General features: G+C 72.7%; 15 protein-coding genes. 4 read left to right on the forward strand and 11 right to left on the reverse strand.

Going from position 1 to position 18,391, the window contains the following annotated elements:
• Nucleotides 1-95 precede the first annotated feature (95 nt).
• Nucleotides 96-2,195 (forward strand): acyltransferase family protein, encoded by a 2,100-nt coding sequence (locus H9624_RS12450; protein WP_251840211.1) that lies wholly within the window; start codon nt 96-98, stop codon nt 2,193-2,195.
• Between the two features lie 13 nt (nt 2,196-2,208).
• Here the strand turns inward: H9624_RS12450 and H9624_RS12455 are convergent, their stop codons facing one another.
• Nucleotides 2,209-2,625 carry a VOC family protein gene (locus H9624_RS12455; RefSeq protein WP_251840212.1) on the reverse strand — a complete coding sequence of 139 codons (417 nt, stop codon included), beginning with the start codon at nt 2,623-2,625 and terminating at the stop codon, nt 2,209-2,211.
• Nucleotides 2,626-2,680: 55 nt separating this feature from the next.
• On the opposite strand from H9624_RS12455, the gene H9624_RS12460 reads away from it, so the two are divergent.
• Both H9624_RS12460 and H9624_RS12465 read left to right on the forward strand, forming a co-directional pair.
• Nucleotides 2,681-3,823 carry a glycosyltransferase family protein gene (locus tag H9624_RS12460; protein ID WP_251840213.1) on the forward strand — a complete coding sequence of 381 codons (1,143 nt, stop codon included), beginning with the start codon at nt 2,681-2,683 and terminating at the stop codon, nt 3,821-3,823.
• A 69-nt stretch (nt 3,824-3,892) separates the two neighbouring features.
• Nucleotides 3,893-4,432 carry a hypothetical protein gene (locus H9624_RS12465; RefSeq protein ID WP_251840214.1) on the forward strand — a complete coding sequence of 180 codons (540 nt, stop codon included), beginning with the start codon at nt 3,893-3,895 and terminating at the stop codon, nt 4,430-4,432.
• A 95-nt stretch (nt 4,433-4,527) separates the two neighbouring features.
• Here H9624_RS12465 and H9624_RS12470 read toward each other — a convergent pair whose 3' ends face one another.
• The 9 genes from H9624_RS12470 to H9624_RS12510 form a co-directional block, all read right to left on the reverse strand.
• A complete protein-coding gene (locus tag H9624_RS12470; protein ID WP_251840215.1) occupies nt 4,528-6,315 on the reverse strand; it encodes an ABC transporter ATP-binding protein in 1,788 nt (595 codons plus the stop codon).
• A gap of 33 nt (nt 6,316-6,348) precedes the next feature.
• Nucleotides 6,349-7,770 carry a glycosyltransferase gene (locus tag H9624_RS12475; protein WP_251840216.1) on the reverse strand — a complete coding sequence of 474 codons (1,422 nt, stop codon included), beginning with the start codon at nt 7,768-7,770 and terminating at the stop codon, nt 6,349-6,351.
• On the reverse strand, nt 7,767-8,954 hold the full coding sequence (locus H9624_RS12480) for a glycosyltransferase family 4 protein (protein WP_251840217.1): 1,188 nt from the start codon (nt 8,952-8,954) through the stop codon (nt 7,767-7,769). The genes H9624_RS12475 and H9624_RS12480 overlap by 4 nt, the downstream gene beginning before the upstream one ends.
• 41 nt (nt 8,955-8,995) lie before the next feature.
• Entirely contained in the window at nt 8,996-10,201 is a 1,206-nt protein-coding gene (locus H9624_RS12485; RefSeq protein ID WP_251840218.1) for a CAP domain-containing protein, read from the reverse strand.
• 138 nt (nt 10,202-10,339) lie between these two features.
• Nucleotides 10,340-11,341, reverse strand: coding sequence for a sugar phosphate isomerase/epimerase family protein (locus tag H9624_RS12490; protein ID WP_251840219.1), 1,002 nt, complete (start codon nt 11,339-11,341; stop codon nt 10,340-10,342).
• Nucleotide 11,342: 1 nt separating this feature from the next.
• Nucleotides 11,343-12,521 (reverse strand): Gfo/Idh/MocA family protein, encoded by a 1,179-nt coding sequence (locus H9624_RS12495; protein ID WP_372435140.1) that lies wholly within the window; start codon nt 12,519-12,521, stop codon nt 11,343-11,345.
• Nucleotides 12,522-12,586: 65 nt separating this feature from the next.
• Nucleotides 12,587-13,648 carry a substrate-binding domain-containing protein gene (locus H9624_RS12500; RefSeq protein ID WP_251840221.1) on the reverse strand — a complete coding sequence of 354 codons (1,062 nt, stop codon included), beginning with the start codon at nt 13,646-13,648 and terminating at the stop codon, nt 12,587-12,589.
• Nucleotides 13,649-13,702: 54 nt separating this feature from the next.
• The gene (locus H9624_RS12505; RefSeq protein ID WP_251840222.1) at nt 13,703-14,773 is read right to left on the reverse strand and encodes an ABC transporter permease; all 1,071 of its coding nucleotides are present in this window, start codon (nt 14,771-14,773) and stop codon (nt 13,703-13,705) included.
• On the reverse strand, nt 14,770-16,290 hold the full coding sequence (locus H9624_RS12510; protein WP_251840223.1) for a sugar ABC transporter ATP-binding protein: 1,521 nt from the start codon (nt 16,288-16,290) through the stop codon (nt 14,770-14,772). Before H9624_RS12510 ends, H9624_RS12505 begins: the two co-directional genes overlap by 4 nt.
• A 107-nt stretch (nt 16,291-16,397) precedes the next feature.
• Between H9624_RS12510 and H9624_RS12515 the strand changes: the two genes are divergently transcribed.
• Entirely contained in the window at nt 16,398-17,612 is a 1,215-nt protein-coding gene (locus tag H9624_RS12515; protein WP_251840224.1) for an ROK family transcriptional regulator, read from the forward strand.
• Nucleotides 17,613-17,616: 4 nt separating this feature from the next.
• Here the strand turns inward: H9624_RS12515 and H9624_RS12520 are convergent, their stop codons facing one another.
• The gene (locus tag H9624_RS12520) at nt 17,617-18,276 is read right to left on the reverse strand and encodes a 3-keto-disaccharide hydrolase (RefSeq protein WP_251840225.1); all 660 of its coding nucleotides are present in this window, start codon (nt 18,274-18,276) and stop codon (nt 17,617-17,619) included.
• Between the last annotated feature and the right edge of the window lie 115 nt (nt 18,277-18,391).

The raw sequence follows: 18,391 nt of genomic DNA on the forward strand, positions 1-18,391 counted from the left end.
TGTTGAGCCGGCGCCGGCCGCGCGGCTACGCTCACCCGGCACGTCGCGCGCTCTCCCACCCCCTCAGCCCCGCGCGGGTGCGAGAAGGAGCCCGGGTGACGAGCACCGACACGCAGATGGCACGGCCGGCACCGACGGGCCGCTCCGCCGCCTTCCGCCCCGACATCGAGGGCCTGCGCGCCGTCGCCATCGGGCTTGTGCTCGTCTACCACGCCGGGGTGCGTCAGCTGCCCGGAGGCTTCGTCGGGGTGGACGTCTTCTTCGTCATCTCCGGCTTCCTCATCACCGGCCTGCTCATCCGCGAGCTCGAGCGGGACGGGCGGGTGTCGCTGCGCCGCTTCTACGCCCGCCGCGCCAAGCGGCTGCTGCCCGCGGCTGGGCTCGTCCTCGTCGTCACGTCCGCGCTCACCTTCTGGACCCTGCCGGTCGTGGACTGGCGCGCCTTCGGCTGGGACGTCGTCGGAGCCGCGCTGTACGTCGTCAACTGGGTGCTGGCCGGCCGCTCGGTCGACTACCTCGCCGAGGACGTCGGCGCCTCCCCGGTCCAGCACTTCTGGTCCCTCGCGGTCGAGGAGCAGTTCTACATCGTCTGGCCGCTGTTGCTCGTGCTCGTCGGCTGGCTGGTGCGGCGCAGCCGGCGGCTGCGGGTCCGCCCCGTCATGGTGGCCGGGATCCTCCTCATCGCCGTGCCGTCCTTCTTCTGGTCGGTCCACTACTCCGCGGCGAGCCCCGACGCCGCCTTCTTCGTCACGACCACGCGCCTGTGGGAGCTGGGCATCGGGGCCTTCGTCGCCATCGGTGCCACGCAGTGGGGCCGGCTGCCCCGCGCCCTGGCCACCGTGCTCGGCTGGGCCGGACTGGCGGCGGTCGTCCTCAGCGGCTTCCTCCTCACCTCCGAGGTCACCTGGCCCGGATCGGCCGCCCTCCTGCCCACGCTCGGCACGGCCGCCGTCATCGTCGCGGGCTTCGTCCACGGCAACCGCGGGCCGGCGCGGCTGCTCGCGTGGAGGCCCGCCGTGTGGGTCGGCGCCCTGTCCTACTCCCTCTACCTGTGGCACTGGCCGCTCATCGTCGCGGCCACCGCCCTGTGGGGCGAGCTCGGCGGCAAGCGTGGGCTCCTCGTCATGGCGGTGGCCGTCGTGCCCGCCTACCTCAGCCACCGGTTCGTCGAGAACCCGATCCGCTTCTCCGGCGGCGTCGCACGCTCCGAGGGCCTCGCCCTGTCGATCGGTGCGAACTTCTCCCTCGTCGGCGTGGCCGCCGGGCTCGCCCTCGTCCTCGCCGTGCCGAGTGCACCTGCGGCGGGCGGGTCGGCCAGCGGCGCGGCGGCCATCGAGGACCCCGGGACGACGACGGCGGGGCCCGGCACGCTCGCCTCGCTCGCCGAGGTCGAGGCCATCGTGCCCGCCCCGGTCGACGCCCCCGAGGACCTGCCCGCCGGCTACGCGGACGGCTGCGACGTCGACGTCACGGAGGACGAGCTCGTCGTGTGCGAGTACGGCGACCTCGACGGTGAGGTGACCGTCGCCGTCGTCGGGGACTCGAAGGTCTACCAGTGGCAGTCCGCGCTCGACGCCGTCGCCGAGGAGCAGGGCTGGCGGCTCGTGTACGTCATCAAGTCCGCGTGCCCCTTCAGCACCGCGCTGCCGATGGCCGGGGAGGACCTCAACGACTCCTGCGTGGCGTGGAACGAGGAGGCGCTCGAGACGGTGGCGGACCTCCAGCCCGACCTCCTCCTCACCTCCCAGCGCACCCCCACCGCACCCGCGAGCACCGAGGACCTGCAGGACCGGACCCGCGAGGCGATGGAGGACGGGCTCGTCGAGCGCTGGGAGCAGCTGGCCGGGCTCGGCATCCCCGTCGCCGTCCTCCTCGACAACCCCTCCCCCGACATCGACGTCTACGAGTGCGTGGCCGAGAACCTCCAGTCCCTCGAGGAGTGCGCGTTCGACCGGGAGACGGGCATCGCGGAGAGTGCCGCCCTCACCCAGCGTGCAGCCGCCGAGCGGGTGGACACGGCACGCGTCGTCGACCTCACCGAGCACGTGTGCCCGGCCGAGGTGTGCGTACCCGTCATCGGCGACGTCCTCGTCTACCGGCAGGGCTCACACCTCACCGACACCTACGTCCGCTCGCTGACGCCGGTGCTCGCCCGCGAGCTCGTGCCCCTCGTCGAGGAGCTGGCCGGGGCCTGACCCCGCCGGCACGTCAGGGCAGGAGCAGCCGCCCGACGGGCCCGGGGTTGTGGGCGACCTCCCACCGGAAGCCGTCCGGGTCGGCGAAGTAGCCGGAGTACCCGCCCCACTCGCGGGGCGCGCCCTCGCCCACCGGGGACGCGCCGGCGGCCCGGGCGGCCGCGAGCACGGCGTCGACCTCCGCGACGGTCGCGACGTTGTGGGCCAGGGTCAGCGGCGGGACGCCGTCACCGCGGGCGACGGGGCCCACCTCCGCCTCGAAGGCGGCCTCGTCCCACAGCGAGAGCACGACGTGCTCGCCGACCTGCACCATGACGACCTCGCCCGGCACCTCGACGACGGCGGTCCACCCGAGGCCGTCGAGGTAGAAGCGGCGGCTCGCGGCGAGGTCGCGCACCGCCAGGGTGACGACGCTGATCCGTGGGTCCATCACAGCCCTCCTGTCCGGACGACGTGACCATCGTGGCAGCCGATAGCCTCAGGCGGTGCCCGATCGTCCCCGCGTCCTCGTGGTCTCCTTCTCCCCGATCCACTCCGACGCCCGCGTGCTGCGCCAGCTGTCCGTCGTCGCCCGCCGGGCCCACGTGACGACGATCGGCTACGGGCCGCGCCCGGCGGGTTCGGACGAGCACCTCCGGCTTCCCGACGGCGCCCCCTCCCTGCCCCAGACGCCCCGTGGCGTCGCGCTGCTCGCCGCGCGGCGCCTGCGCGCCGCCGAGCTCGCCGCCCCGGCCTCCCAGCACGCGCTGCGGCTCGCGGCGGGCGGCCGGTGGGACGCCGTCGTCGCCAACGACGCGCGCGCCCTGCCGGTGGCGCACCGCCTCGCCGCCGGCGCCCCCGTGTGGGCCGACCTGCACGAGTGGGCCCCCGAGGAGCGCAGCCACGTCACCTCCTGGCGGCTGCTCGTCGCCCCGCTCATGGACCACCTGTGCCGCACCTACCTGCCGCGCTGCGCGGCGACGACGACGGTCGCCGCCTCCATCGCCGACCTCTACGCCGAGCGCTACGGCGTACGTCCTCAGGTGATGCGCAACGCGGCCCCGTGGGCCGACCTGTCCCCCACCGCCGTCGACGGCGGGACCGTGCGCCTCGTCCACTCCGGGGGCGCCATCCCCGGGCGCAGCCTCGAGACGATGCTCGACGTCGTCGGCGAGCTCGGTGAGGGCTGGTCCCTGGACCTGTACCTCATGCCGGGGGGCGACGGCGGCCGCTACCTGCGCAGCCTGCAGGAGCGGGCGGCCGGGCTGCCGGCCGTGACCTTCCACGACCCGGTCGCCCCCGAGGCGCTGCCGGCCACCCTCAACCGCTACGACGTGGGCGTCTTCTGGATCCCGCCGTTCAACGCCAACGCCGCCCGCACGCTGCCCAACAAGCTCTTCGACTTCGTCCAGGGGCGCCTGGCGGTGGCGGTGGGCCCCAGCCCGGAGATGGCACGCGTCGTCACCGAGCACGGCCTGGGTGTCGTGGCCGAGGACTTCTCGGCGCAGGCGGCTGCCGCGTCCCTCGCCCGGCTCTCCCGCGAGCAGGTCGCCGGGTTCAAGGCGGCGGCGCACGCGGCGAGCCGGGAACTGAGCTTCGCGACCGAGGCCGCCGTCGCCGACGGCATCCTCGACCGTCTGCTCGGGTGAGTCCCTGCCCGCGCGCGAGGGTGTGACGCGGCGCACACTTGATGTCCCGACACGACCTCAGGAGCACCCATGTCTCAGCGGAACACCCTCGCTCGCAGCCTTCACGACGTCGGCCTCGCGGCCTGGTTCGGTGGCTCCCTCATGGGCGCGATCGGCCTCAACGGTGCCGCGGCCGAGGCCCGCGACCCGCGCGAACGGCTCGAGCTGTCCTCGGCGGGCTGGGGGCGGTGGGCGCCGGTCAACGCGCTCGCCATCGGCGCGCACGCCGTGGGCGGCATCATCCTGCTCGAGGGCAACAAGGCCCGGCTCGCCAAGCAGCCCGAGGTGCAGGCGAACACGGCCGTGAAGACCGCGGTGACGCTCGCCGCCATGCTCAGCACCGCCTACAGCGGCGTGCTCGGCGCGAAGGTCGCCAAGCACGCCGACGAGGGCGGGGTGGGGGCCACCGAGCCGCGTCCCGGGGCCTCGCGCAAGCTCAAGCGCGCCCAGCGCCGGCTCCGGCTGGTCCAGTGGGTGACCCCCGCGCTGACCGGGACGATCGTCGTCCTGTCGGCTCAGCAGGGTGAGCAGCAGCGCCCCGTCGCCGGCGTGCTCCGCGGCCTGCGCTGACCCTTTCCGCCGAGTACGCACCGACAGTCAGGGGCAAGCGCTTGCCGCCGCCCCCAGCCTGACCGTATGTGCGTACCCGGCGGGAGGAGGTGGGGTCAGCTGAGCCCCGCCAGTGCCGCCTGCTCGGCGAAGTCGGGCACCTGGGCGACGACCTCGGCGAAGCTGCCCTGCGCCACGAGCCGGCCGTCGCGCAGGAAGAAGACGATGTCGGAGTCGCGGATCGTCGCGAGCCGGTGCGCCACGGTGATGACCGTGACCTCCCCGTGGAGGTCACGGATCGCGCGGGTGACCGCGGCCTCGGTCGTCGTGTCCAGGGCGCTGGTCGCCTCGTCCATGACGAGCACGCGCGGGTCGTTGTACAGGCCGCGGGCGATGCCCAGGCGCTGGCGCTGCCCGCCGGAGAAGGCGAGGCCGCGCTCACCGATGCGGGCGTCGATGCCGCCCTCGCGGACCTCGACGGTGTCGAGGAGCTGGGCGCGCCGCAGGGCGCGGCGGACCTTGTCGTCGTCGACCTTCTCCCGCTCCCAGGTGAGGGCGACGTTCTCGGCCACGGTCGCGTCGAAGAGCGAGACGTCCTGGGGGACGTAGCCGATGCGGCGCCGCCAGGAGTCCAGGACGAGCTCGAGCCGCTCCCCGCCCACCTCGAGGTGGCCGCCGGTGGGCTCGAGGAGCCCGAGGAGGATGTCGACCATCGTCGACTTCCCGGCGCCGGAGGACCCGACGAAGGCGACGTGCGCGCCGGCGGGGATGCGCAGGCTCACCCGGTCCAGCGCGGGCGTCTCGGCGCCCGGGTAGGTGAAGGTGACGCCGTCGAGCACGATGTCGGGGTGCTCGACGGTGAGCTCGTGCTGCGGCCGCTCGGCGGCCCGCCGCTCGAGCAGCGCCTCGGAGCCGTCGATGTCGGCGACCACCTGGCGCGCGTAGGCGGCGTTGGAGTTCACCGTGGACTGGACCGTCTGCATCCGGGTGAGGGAGGGGACGAGCCGGAAGCCGGCGATCCCGAACATGCCGATGGCCGCGACGGCCCCCTCCGGCCCGCCCGTGAGGTACCCGACGCCGGCGATGAGGGCGAAGCCGATGATGAGCGCAGTCTCCAGCACGTAGCGCGGCACCTGACCGAGGAAGTTGGCCTCCGCCCGCGCCCGGGAGGAGTGGCCGCGCGTCTCGTGGACCCGGGCCTGGACGTCCGGCGTGCGCCCGGCGAGGGTGACCTCCTTGAGCGCCCCGAGGGCCTCGGACAGCACCCGGACGGTGCGCTGGGACCAGTTCCGGTTCTCCCGGCCGGCCGCGACGGCGCGCGGGGAGACGATCCCGGCGAGAAGCAGGGCGACGAGCGCGAGGTAGACGATCGTCACGGCGGCGATGAGCGGGTCGAAGACGACGATGGCCACGACGACGGCGAGCATCGTGCCGACCTCGCCGAAGAGCGTCATCGTCGGGATGAGGACACCGGCCACCGTGACGCCGACGCCCACGTCGACGGTGCGGACGAGCTCGGAGGTGTTCTTGGAGAGCCGGTCGGCCCACGGGGAGGCGAGGTAGGCGGCGAAGAGCCGGTCCCCGATCGCCACCTCGTGGCTGGCGAAGCGGCGCGTGGCCACGCGCAGGAGGGCGACGGCGAAGACGCCCTTGAGGACGATGACACCGCACACGGTGACGAGCGCCGTCACCTTGCCGGCCGTCGTCGTGAGGTCGCCGATGAGCGGCAGGGAGACCTCGCCGTCGCCGAGGACGGTCTGGAGCATCGTGGCCACGAGGCCGAGCGCGACGAGGTCGAGCAGCGCGAGCGCCGCGGTGAGGACGCCGTAGGTGAGGAGGAAGCGCCGGCTCCCGGGCGGGAGCACCCTGAGCAGCGGGCGGACGATGCTCAGGACGTTCTTCACCCTGGGGAGTCTACGGGCGGGTGTCGCGGCGTCTCACCGGAGCACCCGCCGGTAGAGGGCGAGGAGCGCCTCCTCCTCGTGCTGCCACGTCAGCTCGCTCGCCGCGGCGCGGGCGGCGCGCCGGTAGGCGTCCGGGTCGGCGAGGATCCGGGTGATCGTCGCGGCCATGGCGACGGCCTCGGCGTCGGTGGACGACGGCGGGACCTCGCCGTCGTCGTCGGGGCGCACGAGGCCGAAGATCTCCCCGACGCCGTAGCGCTCGACGACCTCGCGGGTGTCGGGCAGGTCGGCCGCGGCGATGGGCAGGCCCGCGTGGATCGCCTCGAAGAGCTTGTTCGGCAGGGAGTACTCGTAGGACAGGCAGGTGGGGCGGACGAAGACGACGGAGAGGTCGGCGTCGGCGAGCGCGCCGGCGACCTCGTGCGGGGCGACCTTGCCGACCAGGTGCACCCGGTCGCGCACCCCGGCCTGCTCGATCCGGCGGTCGAGCTGCGCGAGGTAGCCGGGGTCCCCGTAGCCGAGGACGACGAGGTGGACGTGGCCGGGCAGCAGCGCGAGCGCCGCGATCGTCTCCTCCAGCCCGCGGCTCGTCGTGATGCGACCGCCGTAGGCGATGACCTGGTCGGTCGGGGCGAGACCGGCGAGCTGCCGCAGCCGGCCGCGGGCCGGGTCGGTCGGCTCCCCGGCGGCCGGGATGTTGCGCACCAGGGTGGGCAGCTCACGCAGCCCGTAGGTGCGCTGCAGCCAGCGCGCGATCGACGGGGAGACGGTGACGACGCCGTCGGCCCGGCGGATGACGACGCGCTCGGTCAGGGCCTCGACGTGCTTTCCGACCGGCCGGTCTCGGACGTTGCGGTGGCGCCACAGCTCGTGGGCGTCGTAGACGAGGGCGGCCCCGGTGCGCCGGGCGATGAGACGGCCCGGCACGAGGGTGTTGCCGTCGTTGGCGTGGACGACGTCGGGCCGCCGGCGCCGTCCCTCGCGCACGGCCATCGCCCAGTAGTGGACGAGGATCGCGGTGCGGGCGAGCCGGTCCACCGGGTCGAGCGCCTTGGCGAGCACGGCGCCCCGCAGCGCCGGCCGCGGCGACGCGGCGGGCGAGATCCGGCTCTCGGCGGGAGGGGTGGGGGCGCTCGCCCCGGGAGGGGGCGTCGTGGCCGTGCCCCTCCGCGCCGAGAGCTGAGTTCTTACCCGGGCCAGCGCCTTCTTGAGGCGCGGGACCCAGGTGATGAAGCCGGGCTCGCGGACGCGGACGAGCTCGACGCCGTCGGGCAGGCGCTCGGTGGTGGGCGGGTAGCCCAGGTGGGCGCGGGCGACGGCGAGGATCGTCACCTCCGCGCCCGCCTCCCGCAGGGAGTGCGCGGTCTTGAGGACGCGCGAGTCGGCGTGGGCGTCGTTGTAGACGAGCATCGCCACGCGGGTGGCGCGTCCGTCGGGCCGGGGAAGCTCGGTCACCGCGGTCTCCTCGCTGCCTTCTCGACGACGTCGACCGCGCGGCGGGCAGCGGCCGCGGCGGAGACGTGGGCGGCGGCCCAGGCGGCCCGCCGCAGGCGCTCCGGGGACGCCGGCGCGGAGTCGCCGTCGGCGTCGTCGAGGGCGGCGACCATGGCAGCCGCGACGGCCTCGACGTCGTGCTCGACGACCTGCCCGAGCCGTCCCTCGGCGACGAGCTCGCGCGCGGGCCCGACCCCGGCGAAGAGCACCGGCGTCCCGCAGGCGGCCGCGGCGTAGAGCTTGGAGGGGAAGGCGAAGGCGTAGGCCCCGGCCAGCACGGAGGCGAGGGACGCGCGTGCGCCGCGGATCCAGCGCGCGACCTCCTCCGGCGGCATCCGCGGCAGGAAGGTCACCGCGCCGGGCGCCAGCTCCTCGGCCTGGCGGCGCATGGCCGCGACGTCGCTGCCCTGCCCGATGAAGACGAGCGAGGCGTCGGGCCGCTGGGCGACCACCCGCCCCATGGCGCGGGTGAAGACGTCGGCGCCGTGCACCTCCGAGGCGGTGCCGGTGTAGACGAGGTAGGGGCGCTCACGCTCCTCGGCCGGGCCGTCGGGGTGGAAGACGGTGGTGTCCACCCCGTTGCCGACGACCTCTGCCTGCGCCCCGAGGGCCTGCACCCGCTCGACGACGCCGGTGGACGTCGCGAGGACGGCACGCGCGGAACGCAGGACGACGCGCTCGAGCCCGCGCAGCACGGTGGCGACGAACCCGGGCATGCCGGCGGTGACCACCGCGTCGGACCACACGTCGGCCGCGTAGTAGACGACCGGCACCCGTCGCAGCCGGGAGACGACGGCGCAGACGAGTCCCGTCGTCGGCGGCGGCTCGACGACGACGACGTCGGGCCGCCTGGTCGTCAGCAGCCGCAGCGCGAGGGGCAGGTCGAAGCTGAGGTACTGGACGTAGCCGCGGACGTACCCGTCACGGTCCCGGAGCACCGGGCGCCGCAGCACCCGGACGCCCGCGGGCGGCACGTAGGTGGCGTCGTCGGGGGTCGTCGTCGTGAGGACGGTGACCCGGTGGCCGGCGGCGGCCAGCTCCCGGACGAGGGCGCCGAGCCGCAGCGAGGCGGCGGCCGGCTCGGGGGCGAAGATCCGGGTGGCGACGACGACGTGCAGCGACCTGTCCACGCGCGCTCCGTCCACGGTGCCCACCCTAGCCGCGCGCGGCCGCGCCCCCCGCGGCGTCAGGAGCAGGCGCGGGAGAAGCGCTGGGTGTTGTAGGCGTAGCGGCCCGACTCCACCGAGCCGGTGGCGACGTAGCGGTACTCGGGGTTGAGGATGCCGCTGCGGTGGACCTCCGAGCCCATGTACCAGTCCATCGCGGCGCGCGGGTCGGGGCTCTCACCGGGCTGCTGCCAGGTCCGCACGATGTGCTCCGACGCCGGGGTGCAACCGGCCGCCCGCGCCTCGGAGCTGATGGTGTCCCACGAGGCGTGCTGGATGCGGCCCAGCCTCACCATCGCCTGCGACTGGCGCACGGCGGCCGCCCGCAGCTGCGGCCAGGCGCGGACGGGGCCGATGCCGCGGGAGAGGCGCTCGGCGTTGATCATCTCGATCATCCGCTCGTCGTACTCCTGCATGCTCCCCACCGGCGGCGCGCTCGGGTAGGCCTCGGTGCTGCGCAGGCCGATCGTGTCGGTGCCGTTGCCGTCCCAGTCCCCGACGAGGACGGCGTCGGTCTCGCGGCCGAAGGCCATGACGGTGTCCGCGTCGCCCCCGCGGATGGCGTTCTTGATGTGGAAGACGTCGCCGCGGCGGATGCCCAGCGTGTCGCCCCGCCTGCCGTCCCAGTCACCGACGAGGACCTCGTCCTCGGCGCGGCCGTAGGTGACGACGGAGTCCGCGTCCCCGCCGCTGATCGTGTTCTTCAGGTGGTAGACGTTGCCGCGGCGCACCCCGAGGGTGTCGACACCGTCACCGTCCCAGTCACCGATGAGGACGTCGTCGTCGCGGCGGCCGTAGGTGATGACCTCGTCGGCGTCCCCGCCGCGGAGGCTGTTCTTCACGTGGTAGACGTTGCCGCGGCGCACGACGGGGGTGTCGACGCCGTCGCCGTCCCAGTCGCCCATGAGGACGTCGTCGCCCGTCCGGCCGTAGGTGACGACGGCGTCGGCCTGGCCGCCGGAGAGGCTGTTGCGGAAGTGGTAGGTCGCCCCGCGGCGCACCGCGAGGGTGTCGGTGCCGCGTCCGTTCCAGTTGCCGACGTAGACGCGGTCGTCGTCGCGGCCGTAGACGAAGGACAGGTGGGTGACCCCCGCCCAGCCGTTGGTCACGTGGTAGCGGTCGCCCTCGCCCTCGATCTCGGCGCCCTTGCCGGCGGCGGGTGCGGCCGTCGTGAGCAGGGCCAGCGCGAGGCCGGCAGCGACTGCGGTGCGGCGTCGTGTCGCCATGTCGTTCCCCCTGGAGGTTCGTCGTCGGCTGTCTACGGTACGGCCGTGACCGGAGCGTGACAATTAGACGTAGACCACAGCGGGACGTGGGCACAGGACAGCCCGCGCCGATCGGCTCGGCGCGGGCTGTCCCGACGGTCAGCGCGTGGAGAAGGCGGCGTCGAAGGCGGCCTCGGACGGCTTGAAGGAGAGCTTGCGCACGAACTCCAGCGCCTCGGGCGCACCGAGGAGGCGGTCCATCCCGGCGTCCTCCCACTCGACCGAGAGCGGGCCCTCGTAGCCGATGTGGTTGAGCATCCGGAAGGCGTCCTCCCACGGCACGTCACCACGGCCGGTGCTGATGAAGTCCCAGCCACGGCGCGGGTCGGCCCACGGCAGGTGGGAGCCCAGGCGGCCGTTGCGGCCGTTGAGCCGGCGCTTGGAGTCCTTGCAGTGGACGTGGAAGATCTTGTCCCGGAAGTCGAGGAGGAAGGCGACCGGGTCCAGGTCCTGCCACGTGAAGTGGCTGGGGTCCCAGTTGAGCCCGAAGGCGTCCCGGTGGCCGATGGCCTCGAGGGTGCGCTGGGTGGTCCAGTAGTCGTAGGCGATCTCCGAGGGGTGCGGCTCGAGCGCGAAGCGCACGCCGACCTCGTCGAAGACGTCGAGGATCGGGTTCCAGCGGTCGGCGAAGTCGCGGTAGCCGGCCTCGACCATCTCCTCCGAGGCGGGCGGGAACATCGCGACGTACTTCCAGATGGACGAGCCGGTGAAGCCGGTGACCGTCTTGACGCCCAGGCGGGCGGCCGCGCGGGCCGTCACCTTGAGCTCCTCGGCGGCGCGCTGGCGCACACCCTCGGGCTCGCCGTCGCCCCAGATCCGGTCCGGGAGGATGTCGCGGTGGCGCTGGTCGATCGGGTCGTCGCAGACCGCCTGGCCCTTGAGGTGGTTGGAGATCGCGTAGACCTTGAGGCCGTTCTTCTCCAGGATGTCGAGCCGGTTCTGGACGTAGGCGTCGTCCTCGGCGGCCTTCCACGGGTCGAGGTGGTCGCCCCACGAGGCGATCTCCAGGCCGTCGTAGCCCCACTCGCCGGCGAGCCGGGCCACCTCCTCGAAGGGCAGGTCGGCCCACTGGCCGGTGAAGAGAGTGATCGGTCGTGCCATGTCAGTCTCCAATCTCCGTGTAGGTGCTGTGCTCCGCGCTGGACCGCTCGATCGCGTCGAGCACACGCTGGACGTGCAGACCGTCCTCGAACGAGGGCGTCGGGTCCTCGCCGGCCCCGAGGGCCCGGACGAGGTCCACGGCCTGGTGGACGAAGCCGTGCTCGTAACCGAGGCCGTGGCCGGCGGGCCACCAGGCCTCGATGTAGGGGTGCTCCGGCTCGGTGACGATGATCCGCCGGAAGCCGGCGGTCCCGGCCGGCTCGGTGGCGTCGTAGTAGTGGAGGACGTTCATGTCCTCGAAGTCGAAGGCGAGGGAGCCGGTCGAGCCGTTGACCTCGATGCGGATGGCGTTCTTGCGGCCCCAGGCGAAGCGGGTCGCCTCGAAGACCGCGGGCGCACCGCTCGAGAGCCGTCCGAGGAACATCGCGGCGTCGTCGACGGTGACCGGGCCACGCTCGGTGCCACCGGTGCCGTGCAGCCCGCTGAAGCTCTCGGCGACCGGACGCTCGGTGACGAAGGTGTCGAGCATGCCCGCCACCCCGGCGATCCGCTGCCCGGTGACGAACTGGGTGAGGTCGATGATGTGGGCGCCGATGTCGCCGAGCGCCCCGGAACCGGCCTTCTCCTTGTCGAGGCGCCAGGACAGCGGCGCGTCGGCGTCGGCGAGCCAGTCCTGGAGGTACTGGGCGCGGACCTGGCGCACCTCACCGATGCGCCCCTCGGCGACCATCTGCTGCGCGAGCCGGACGGCCGGCACGCGCCGGTAGGTGAAGCCCACCATCGAGCGGACACCGCGGCCACGGGCGGCACTCGCCGCGGCGGCCATGGTCTCGGCCTCGGCGACGGTGTTGGCCATGGGCTTCTCGACCAGCACGTGCTTGCCGGCCTCGAGCGCGGCCACCGCGATCTCGGCGTGTGTGTCTCCCGGCGTGCAGATGTCGACGATGTCGACGTCGTCACGTTCGATCGCCCGGCGCCAGTCGGTCTCCACGGCGTCCCACCCGAGCTGGCGGGCGGCGCTCGTCGCGCGCTGCTCGTCCCGCCCCACGAGGACCGCCATGTGCGGCTCGAGCGGCAGGTCGAAGAAGCGGTGCGCGTTGCGCCACGCCTGGGAGTGGGCGCGCCCCATGAAGGCGTACCCGATCATCGCCACACCGATCCGTGGCTTGTCCTCGCTCATCATGCTCCTTCAGATGTGGGACCGGGGGCGCCGGACCAGCCGGCGCCCCCGGATCCGCGGGTGACTCAGGACTCGAAGGCCGAGTCGATGTACTGGTCGACGTTCTCCGAGGTCACGACGGGCGCGAAGAGCTGGACGAGACGCGGGACCTCGATCTGCACGAGGTCGCTCATGCCCTTCTGCTGGGCGAGCAGACGGGCGAGGCGGATGCCGTCCGCGGCCTGGCTGGCCGGGTAGATGACCGTGGCCTGGACGACGGAGTCGCCGGCCTCGATCTCGCGCATCATGTTCGCCGAGCCGGCGCCACCGACGACGAAGAACTCGTCGCGACCGGCGTTCTCGATGGCGGCCATGACGCCGACACCCTGGTCGTCGTCGTGGTTCCAGATGGCGTCGATCTGCGGCGCGGCCTGGAGGAGGTTCGCCGTGGCGGACTCTCCACCCTGGACCGTGAAGTCGGCGGCGACGCGGTTGGAGACCTCGAGGCCGCACTCGGCGAGCGAGTCCGCGAAGCCCTGGCTGCGCTCCTGGGTGAGCGGCAGGTTGTCGATACCGGCGATCTCGGCGACAACGGCGTCCGGCTGGTCGCCGAGCTGCTCGCAGACGTACTCGCCGGCGCTCACGCCCATGCCGTAGTTGTCACCGAGAACGGTGACGCGCGCGGCGTTGGGGTCGGAGAACTCACGGTCGACGTTGATGACCGGGATCCCCGCGGCCATCGCCTCGAGGGCGATGTCGGTGAGGGCGGCACCGTCGAACGGCAGGAGCACGATGGCGTCGACGCCGTCGTTGATGAAGGTCTCCATCTGGCTGATCTGGAGCGAGACGTCGTTGGTGCCCTCGGCGAGGCGCAGCTCGACGTCCTCGTACTTCTCGGCCTCCTCGACGGCCTGGGACGTGATGGCGCCCATCCAGCCGTGGTCGGCGGCGGGAGCGGAGAAGCCGATGGTGACGGTCTCACCGGGGTCGTCGTTGCTCGAGCTGGCGTTGGAGCCGGCGTCGGTGGTCGAGCCACCGTTGTCGGTCTCCTCCGGCTCCTCGGTGTTGCCGGTGCAGCCGGCGAGGAGCAGGGCGGCGGAGACGCCTGCGGCGACCGCGAAGCGGCGGCGCGTGGTACGTGCGGACATGGGTGGTTCCTCCTTGAACGGGTACTGCTGACAGGGATGGATGGGGTTCGGGGGTTATTTGGTCCCGCGGGTGGCGAGACGCTGCTGGAGCAGGACGGCACCGACGATGATGGCGCCCTTGGCGACCTGCTGGACCGACGTGGACAGGTTGTTGAGGATGAAGACGTTGGTGAGGGTGGAGAAGATGAGCACGCCGAGGACGGTGCCGACGATCGTGCCGCGACCACCGATGAGGAGCGTGCCACCGACGACCACCGCGGCGATGACGTCGAGCTCCATGAGCACGCCGTGCGTCGACGTGCCGGCGCCGGTCCGTCCGAGCATGGTGATCGCCGCGATACCGGCGGTGAGACCGGCGATGGCGAAGAGGTACATCGTGTGACGCTGGACGTTGATGCCGGCCAGGCGGGCCGCCTCGGGGTTGCCGCCGACGGCGATGGTGCGCCGGCCGAAGGTCGTCCGGTTGAGGACGATCCAGCCGAGGACCGCGACGAGGACGAACATCCACACCGTGACGCGCAGGCCGAGGAAGCTGCCGCCGAAGAAGTCCTTGAACGACTGGACGTCGAGGATCTGGGTCTTCCGGTCGGAGATGATCTCGGCGAGACCGCGGGCGGCGACGAGCATGGCGAGGGTCGCGATGAAGGACACGACCTTGCCGTAGGCGACGACGATGCCGTTGATCAGTCCGGCGGCAGTACCGACGAGCATGGCCGTGAGGGCGATGATCAGCCAGTGCGTGTCCTCCGCCATCGTCTGCGTGGCGAGCGTGGTCGCCCACACCGTGGCCAGGCCCAGCACGGAGCCGACGGACAGGTCGATGCCGCCACCGGTGATGACGAAGGTCATGCCGATGCTCAGCACGCCGATCGTGGCGGCCAGCGCGAGGATCGTCGCGATGTTGGACGTGCTGAGGAAGCGCTCCCCCGCGGTGGCGAAACCGGCGACGCACAGGAGTGCGAGCGCGACGACCAGGCCGAGGTTCCGAGCCACCCCGGAGCCGCGCCCTCGCCGGGCGGTGGGCTTTGCGGCGCCGTCGTCCGGGACGAGGTCGCGGTTGGTGGGCGGCAGGGCTGCGGAGCTGCCCGCAGCGGCGGAGGTGCCTGCCGCAGTGTTCTCACTCATGCGTGAGTTCCTTCCATGACGAGGTCGAGCACGCCGTGCTCGTCGATCTGGTCAGCGGGGCCCTGGTGGACCACGCGGCCTTCGGCGACCACGAGGACGTCGTCGGCCAGGCCGAGGACCTCCTCGATCTCACTGGAGACCATGAGCACCGCAGCCCCCTGGGCGGCGAGGCGTCGGATGAGGGAGTAGATCTCTGCGCGTGCCCCGACGTCGACGCCGCGGGTGGGCTCGTCGAGGACGAGGACGTCGCAGCCGTGGACGAGCCAGCGCGCGAGCATGGCCTTCTGCTGGTTGCCGCCGGACAGCGTGCGGATCCGGCGCTCCCCGTCCGCGGGCGCGACCTGGAGGTCCTTGATCTGCTCCTCGGCCGCGCGACGCTCGGCGCGCTCGTTGAGGAAGCCCGTGCGGGCGAAGCGCGCGAAGGTGGACAGGGTGATGTTGCGGTAGACCGGCTCGTCGAGCAGGAGGCCCTGGCTCTTGCGCTCCTCGGGCGCGAGCCCGATGCCGGCGTCGACTGCAGCGGTCACGGACCCTGGCTTGAGCTTCTTGCCCTTGACCCGGACGGTGCCGCCCGTGGCCTTGCGCGCGCCGTACACGGTCTCGATGATCTCCGAGCGACCGGCGCCGACGAGCCCGGCGAGCCCGACGATCTGGCCGGCCTTGACCGTGAAGCTCACGTCCTCGAAGACTCCGGCGAGGGCCAGGTTCTCCACCTCGAGCAGGGCGTCGCCGCGCTCGTGGGTGCCCGGTCCGCCACCGAAGTCCCCGGTGACGGTGCGCCCCGTCATGAGCCTGATGAGGTCCGCGGTGGGGGTGTCGGCGACAGCGAGGTTCTCGGCGACGGTGCGCCCGTCCTTGAGGACGGTGATGCGGTCCCCGATCTGGCGGATCTCCTCGAGGCGGTGGGAGATGTAGATGACCGCGACGCCGTCGGCCTGGAGCGCGCGAACGACGCGGAAGAGGTTCTCCACCTCCTCGGGGTCCAGGACGGCGGAGGGCTCGTCCATGACGATGACGCGCGCGTTGTGCGACAGCGCCCTGGCCATGGACACGACCTGCTTGCCCGCGGCGGACAGGCGCCCGACCTCGCGACTCGGGGAGATGTCCCCGTGCCCGAGACGCGTGAGCAGCTCCCGCGTGCGCCGGTGCGCCTCGGACTGCTTGAGCAGGCCGCCTCGGGACAGCTCGTGCCCGAGGAAGATGTTCTCGGCCACGCTCAGGCCGTCGACGACGTCGAGCTCCTGGTACATCGTGGCGATGCCGAGCTCGATCGCCGCGGTCGGCGAGCCGATCGTGACGACCTCGCCGTTCCACCGGATCTCTCCGGAGTTCGGCTGGTGGGCACCGGCGAGAACCTTGATGAGGGTCGACTTGCCGGCACCGTTCTGGCCCAGGAGGCAGTGGACCTCACCGGCGCGGACCTCGAGGTCCACGCCGTCGAGAGCCTTGGCGCCCGGGAAGTGCTTGACGATGTCCGTGATGTGCAGGAGCGGAGGTGTGGGGTCTGCTGTGACCATGGCGACACTGTATGGGGGCATTCTGATGTCCGTCAATCAAAAGTCGGGCAGAGGGAAGATAGTTACGTGAGCGTGACCTGTCGAAGCATCGGTGGTTTACTCGGTGCATGGTCACACTTCCGACAGGCCTCGAGGAGCGAGGTGACGTCCGGCGAGAGGCCGACCCCAGGTCGGCCGGGACGCTGTTCCAGCTGATCCGCGACGGGCGGCCCAGGACCCGAGCGGACCTCGCGGCCGTCACCGGCTTCGCGCGCCCAACGGTGGCCGCGCGCATCGACGAGCTGCTCAGCTCCGGCCTCATCGTCCCCGCGGGCGAGGCGTCCTCGACGGGCGGTCGCCCGCCCGCCACCTTCGCGTTCAACCCGGGCGCGCGCATCATCCTGGCCGCCGACCTCGGCGTGAGCCACGGCCGTCTGGCGATCACCGACCTCGCGTCGGCAGTCCTGAGCGAGCGGTCGCTGGAGATCGCCATCGCCGACGGACCGCAGGTGGTCCTGGACGCCGTGACGACGGCGCTGTGCGAGATGGTCGAGGACCTCGGGCGTCCGGTGTCCGACGTCGCCGGCGTGGGCATCGGCCTTCCGGGGCCGGTCGAGCACCGTCTCGGTCGCGCCATCAGCCCGCCGATCATGCCGGGCTGGGACGGCTTCGACGTCCCCGGCCACGTGGCGAAGACACTGCCCACGCCGGTGCTCGTCGACAACGACGTCAACATCATGGCGCTCGGCGAGCACGCGGCGCGGTGGCAGGACGTCAAGGACCTCGTCTTCATCAAGATCGCCACGGGCATCGGCGCGGGGATCATCTCCGACGGCGAGCTGCGGCGTGGTGCCCTGGGCGCCGCCGGCGACCTCGGCCACATCGCCGTGCCGCGCGGCCGCCAGATCCCCTGCCGCTGCGGCAACGTGGGGTGCCTCGAGGCGCTGGCGAGCGGGCTTGCCGTGGTGGAGTCCCTGCGCGCACAGGGCGTGGACATCCAGCGCACCGCGCAGATCGTCGACCTCGTGCGCTCGGGGAACATCACCGCGAGCCAGACGGTGCGCCAGGCGGGACGGGACATCGGTGACGTCGTCGCCGGCTGCGTCAACCTCCTCAACCCGTCGGTCATCGTCATCGGCGGCATCGTGTCGGAGGTGGGCGAGCACCTGCTCGCCGGCATCCGCGAGGTCGTCTACAGCCGGTCGCTGCCGCTGGCCACCCAGCACCTGCGCATCGTCGCCTCGCAGACCGAGGGGCGCGCCGGCGTCCTGGGGGCCTCGCAGATGGTGTCGCAGCAGGTGCTCTCGGCACCGGCGATCGACCAGCTGCTCATGAAGTCCTGAAGCCTCAGCCGTCCACGAGCTCGGCGACGTAGATGTCGCGGAAGTACACATCATCGTCCTCACCGTGGTTCTGGAGGCCGACGTGACCGGACAGGTCGCCGTCGGAGCGGTCTGAGTCAAAGCTGTTGACGAGCACGCCGTTGAGGTGGACCGTGACGGTCCGTCCCTCGACGGTGATCTCGTAGGTGTTCCACTCCCCCGGTGGTTCGAGCGCCCGTGCGACGGCCGCGCCGTCAGCGCCCTGGTGGAGGTAGACCGCGCCGGTCGTGCGGTCGGGGGCGTCCGTGGCGTCGATCTGGATCTCGTACCCCTCGTCCACCGCCACCCAGGGGTCGTCGCCCGGCTCGGGGAAGCCGATGAAGACCCCGGAGTTGTCGTCCCCGGCCATCTTCCAGTCGAGCCTGAGCCGGTAGTCCTCGAGCTCCTCGGGGAACCACAGCAGGCCCATCCCACCGACGGTGCGGAGGGAGCAGTCCTCCTGCAGCTCGAAGCTGCCGGGGCCTGCCATGCGCCACCTGTCCAGGCTCTCCCGGGTGCCGTCGAACAGGACCCGGTCGCCGTCCTGGGACGGCGGGCACGGCCGGTCAGGCGGGTCCGGGGAGGTGCAGCCCGCCGCCAGTGCGAGAGCGCCGACGACGGCGGCCGTGCACGTGCGAGACGACATCTGCGGTCCACACCTCCCCGTCCGGTACCGGTGGCCGGGGCGCCGGGGGGGGCCGCCGGGGCCCTCGCTGCTGTCCTCAGCCCGAGAGGGGTGAGGGTCAGGCGCTGGTCATCGC

It is taken from the genome of Oceanitalea stevensii, assembly GCF_014837105.1.
GTDB lineage: Bacteria > Actinomycetota > Actinomycetes > Actinomycetales > Actinomycetaceae > Oceanitalea > Oceanitalea stevensii.

Bases quoted from the DNA above. Each gene is read 5' to 3' on its own strand.
- H9624_RS12515 (WP_251840224.1), top strand. From the start codon at position 16,398: ATGGTCACACTTCCGACAGGCCTCGAGGAGCGAGGTGACGTCCGGCGA.
- H9624_RS12495 (WP_372435140.1), bottom strand. From the start codon at position 12,521: ATGAGCGAGGACAAGCCACGGATCGGTGTGGCGATGATCGGGTACGCC.
- H9624_RS12500 (WP_251840221.1), bottom strand. From the start codon at position 13,648: ATGTCCGCACGTACCACGCGCCGCCGCTTCGCGGTCGCCGCAGGCGTC.
- H9624_RS12465 (WP_251840214.1), top strand. From the start codon at position 3,893: ATGTCTCAGCGGAACACCCTCGCTCGCAGCCTTCACGACGTCGGCCTC.
- H9624_RS12510 (WP_251840223.1), bottom strand. From the start codon at position 16,290: ATGGTCACAGCAGACCCCACACCTCCGCTCCTGCACATCACGGACATC.
- H9624_RS12520 (WP_251840225.1), bottom strand. From the start codon at position 18,276: ATGTCGTCTCGCACGTGCACGGCCGCCGTCGTCGGCGCTCTCGCACTG.
- H9624_RS12505 (WP_251840222.1), bottom strand. From the start codon at position 14,773: ATGAGTGAGAACACTGCGGCAGGCACCTCCGCCGCTGCGGGCAGCTCC.
- H9624_RS12485 (WP_251840218.1), bottom strand. From the start codon at position 10,201: ATGGCGACACGACGCCGCACCGCAGTCGCTGCCGGCCTCGCGCTGGCC.
- H9624_RS12490 (WP_251840219.1), bottom strand. From the start codon at position 11,341: ATGGCACGACCGATCACTCTCTTCACCGGCCAGTGGGCCGACCTGCCC.
- H9624_RS12455 (WP_251840212.1), bottom strand. From the start codon at position 2,625: ATGGACCCACGGATCAGCGTCGTCACCCTGGCGGTGCGCGACCTCGCC.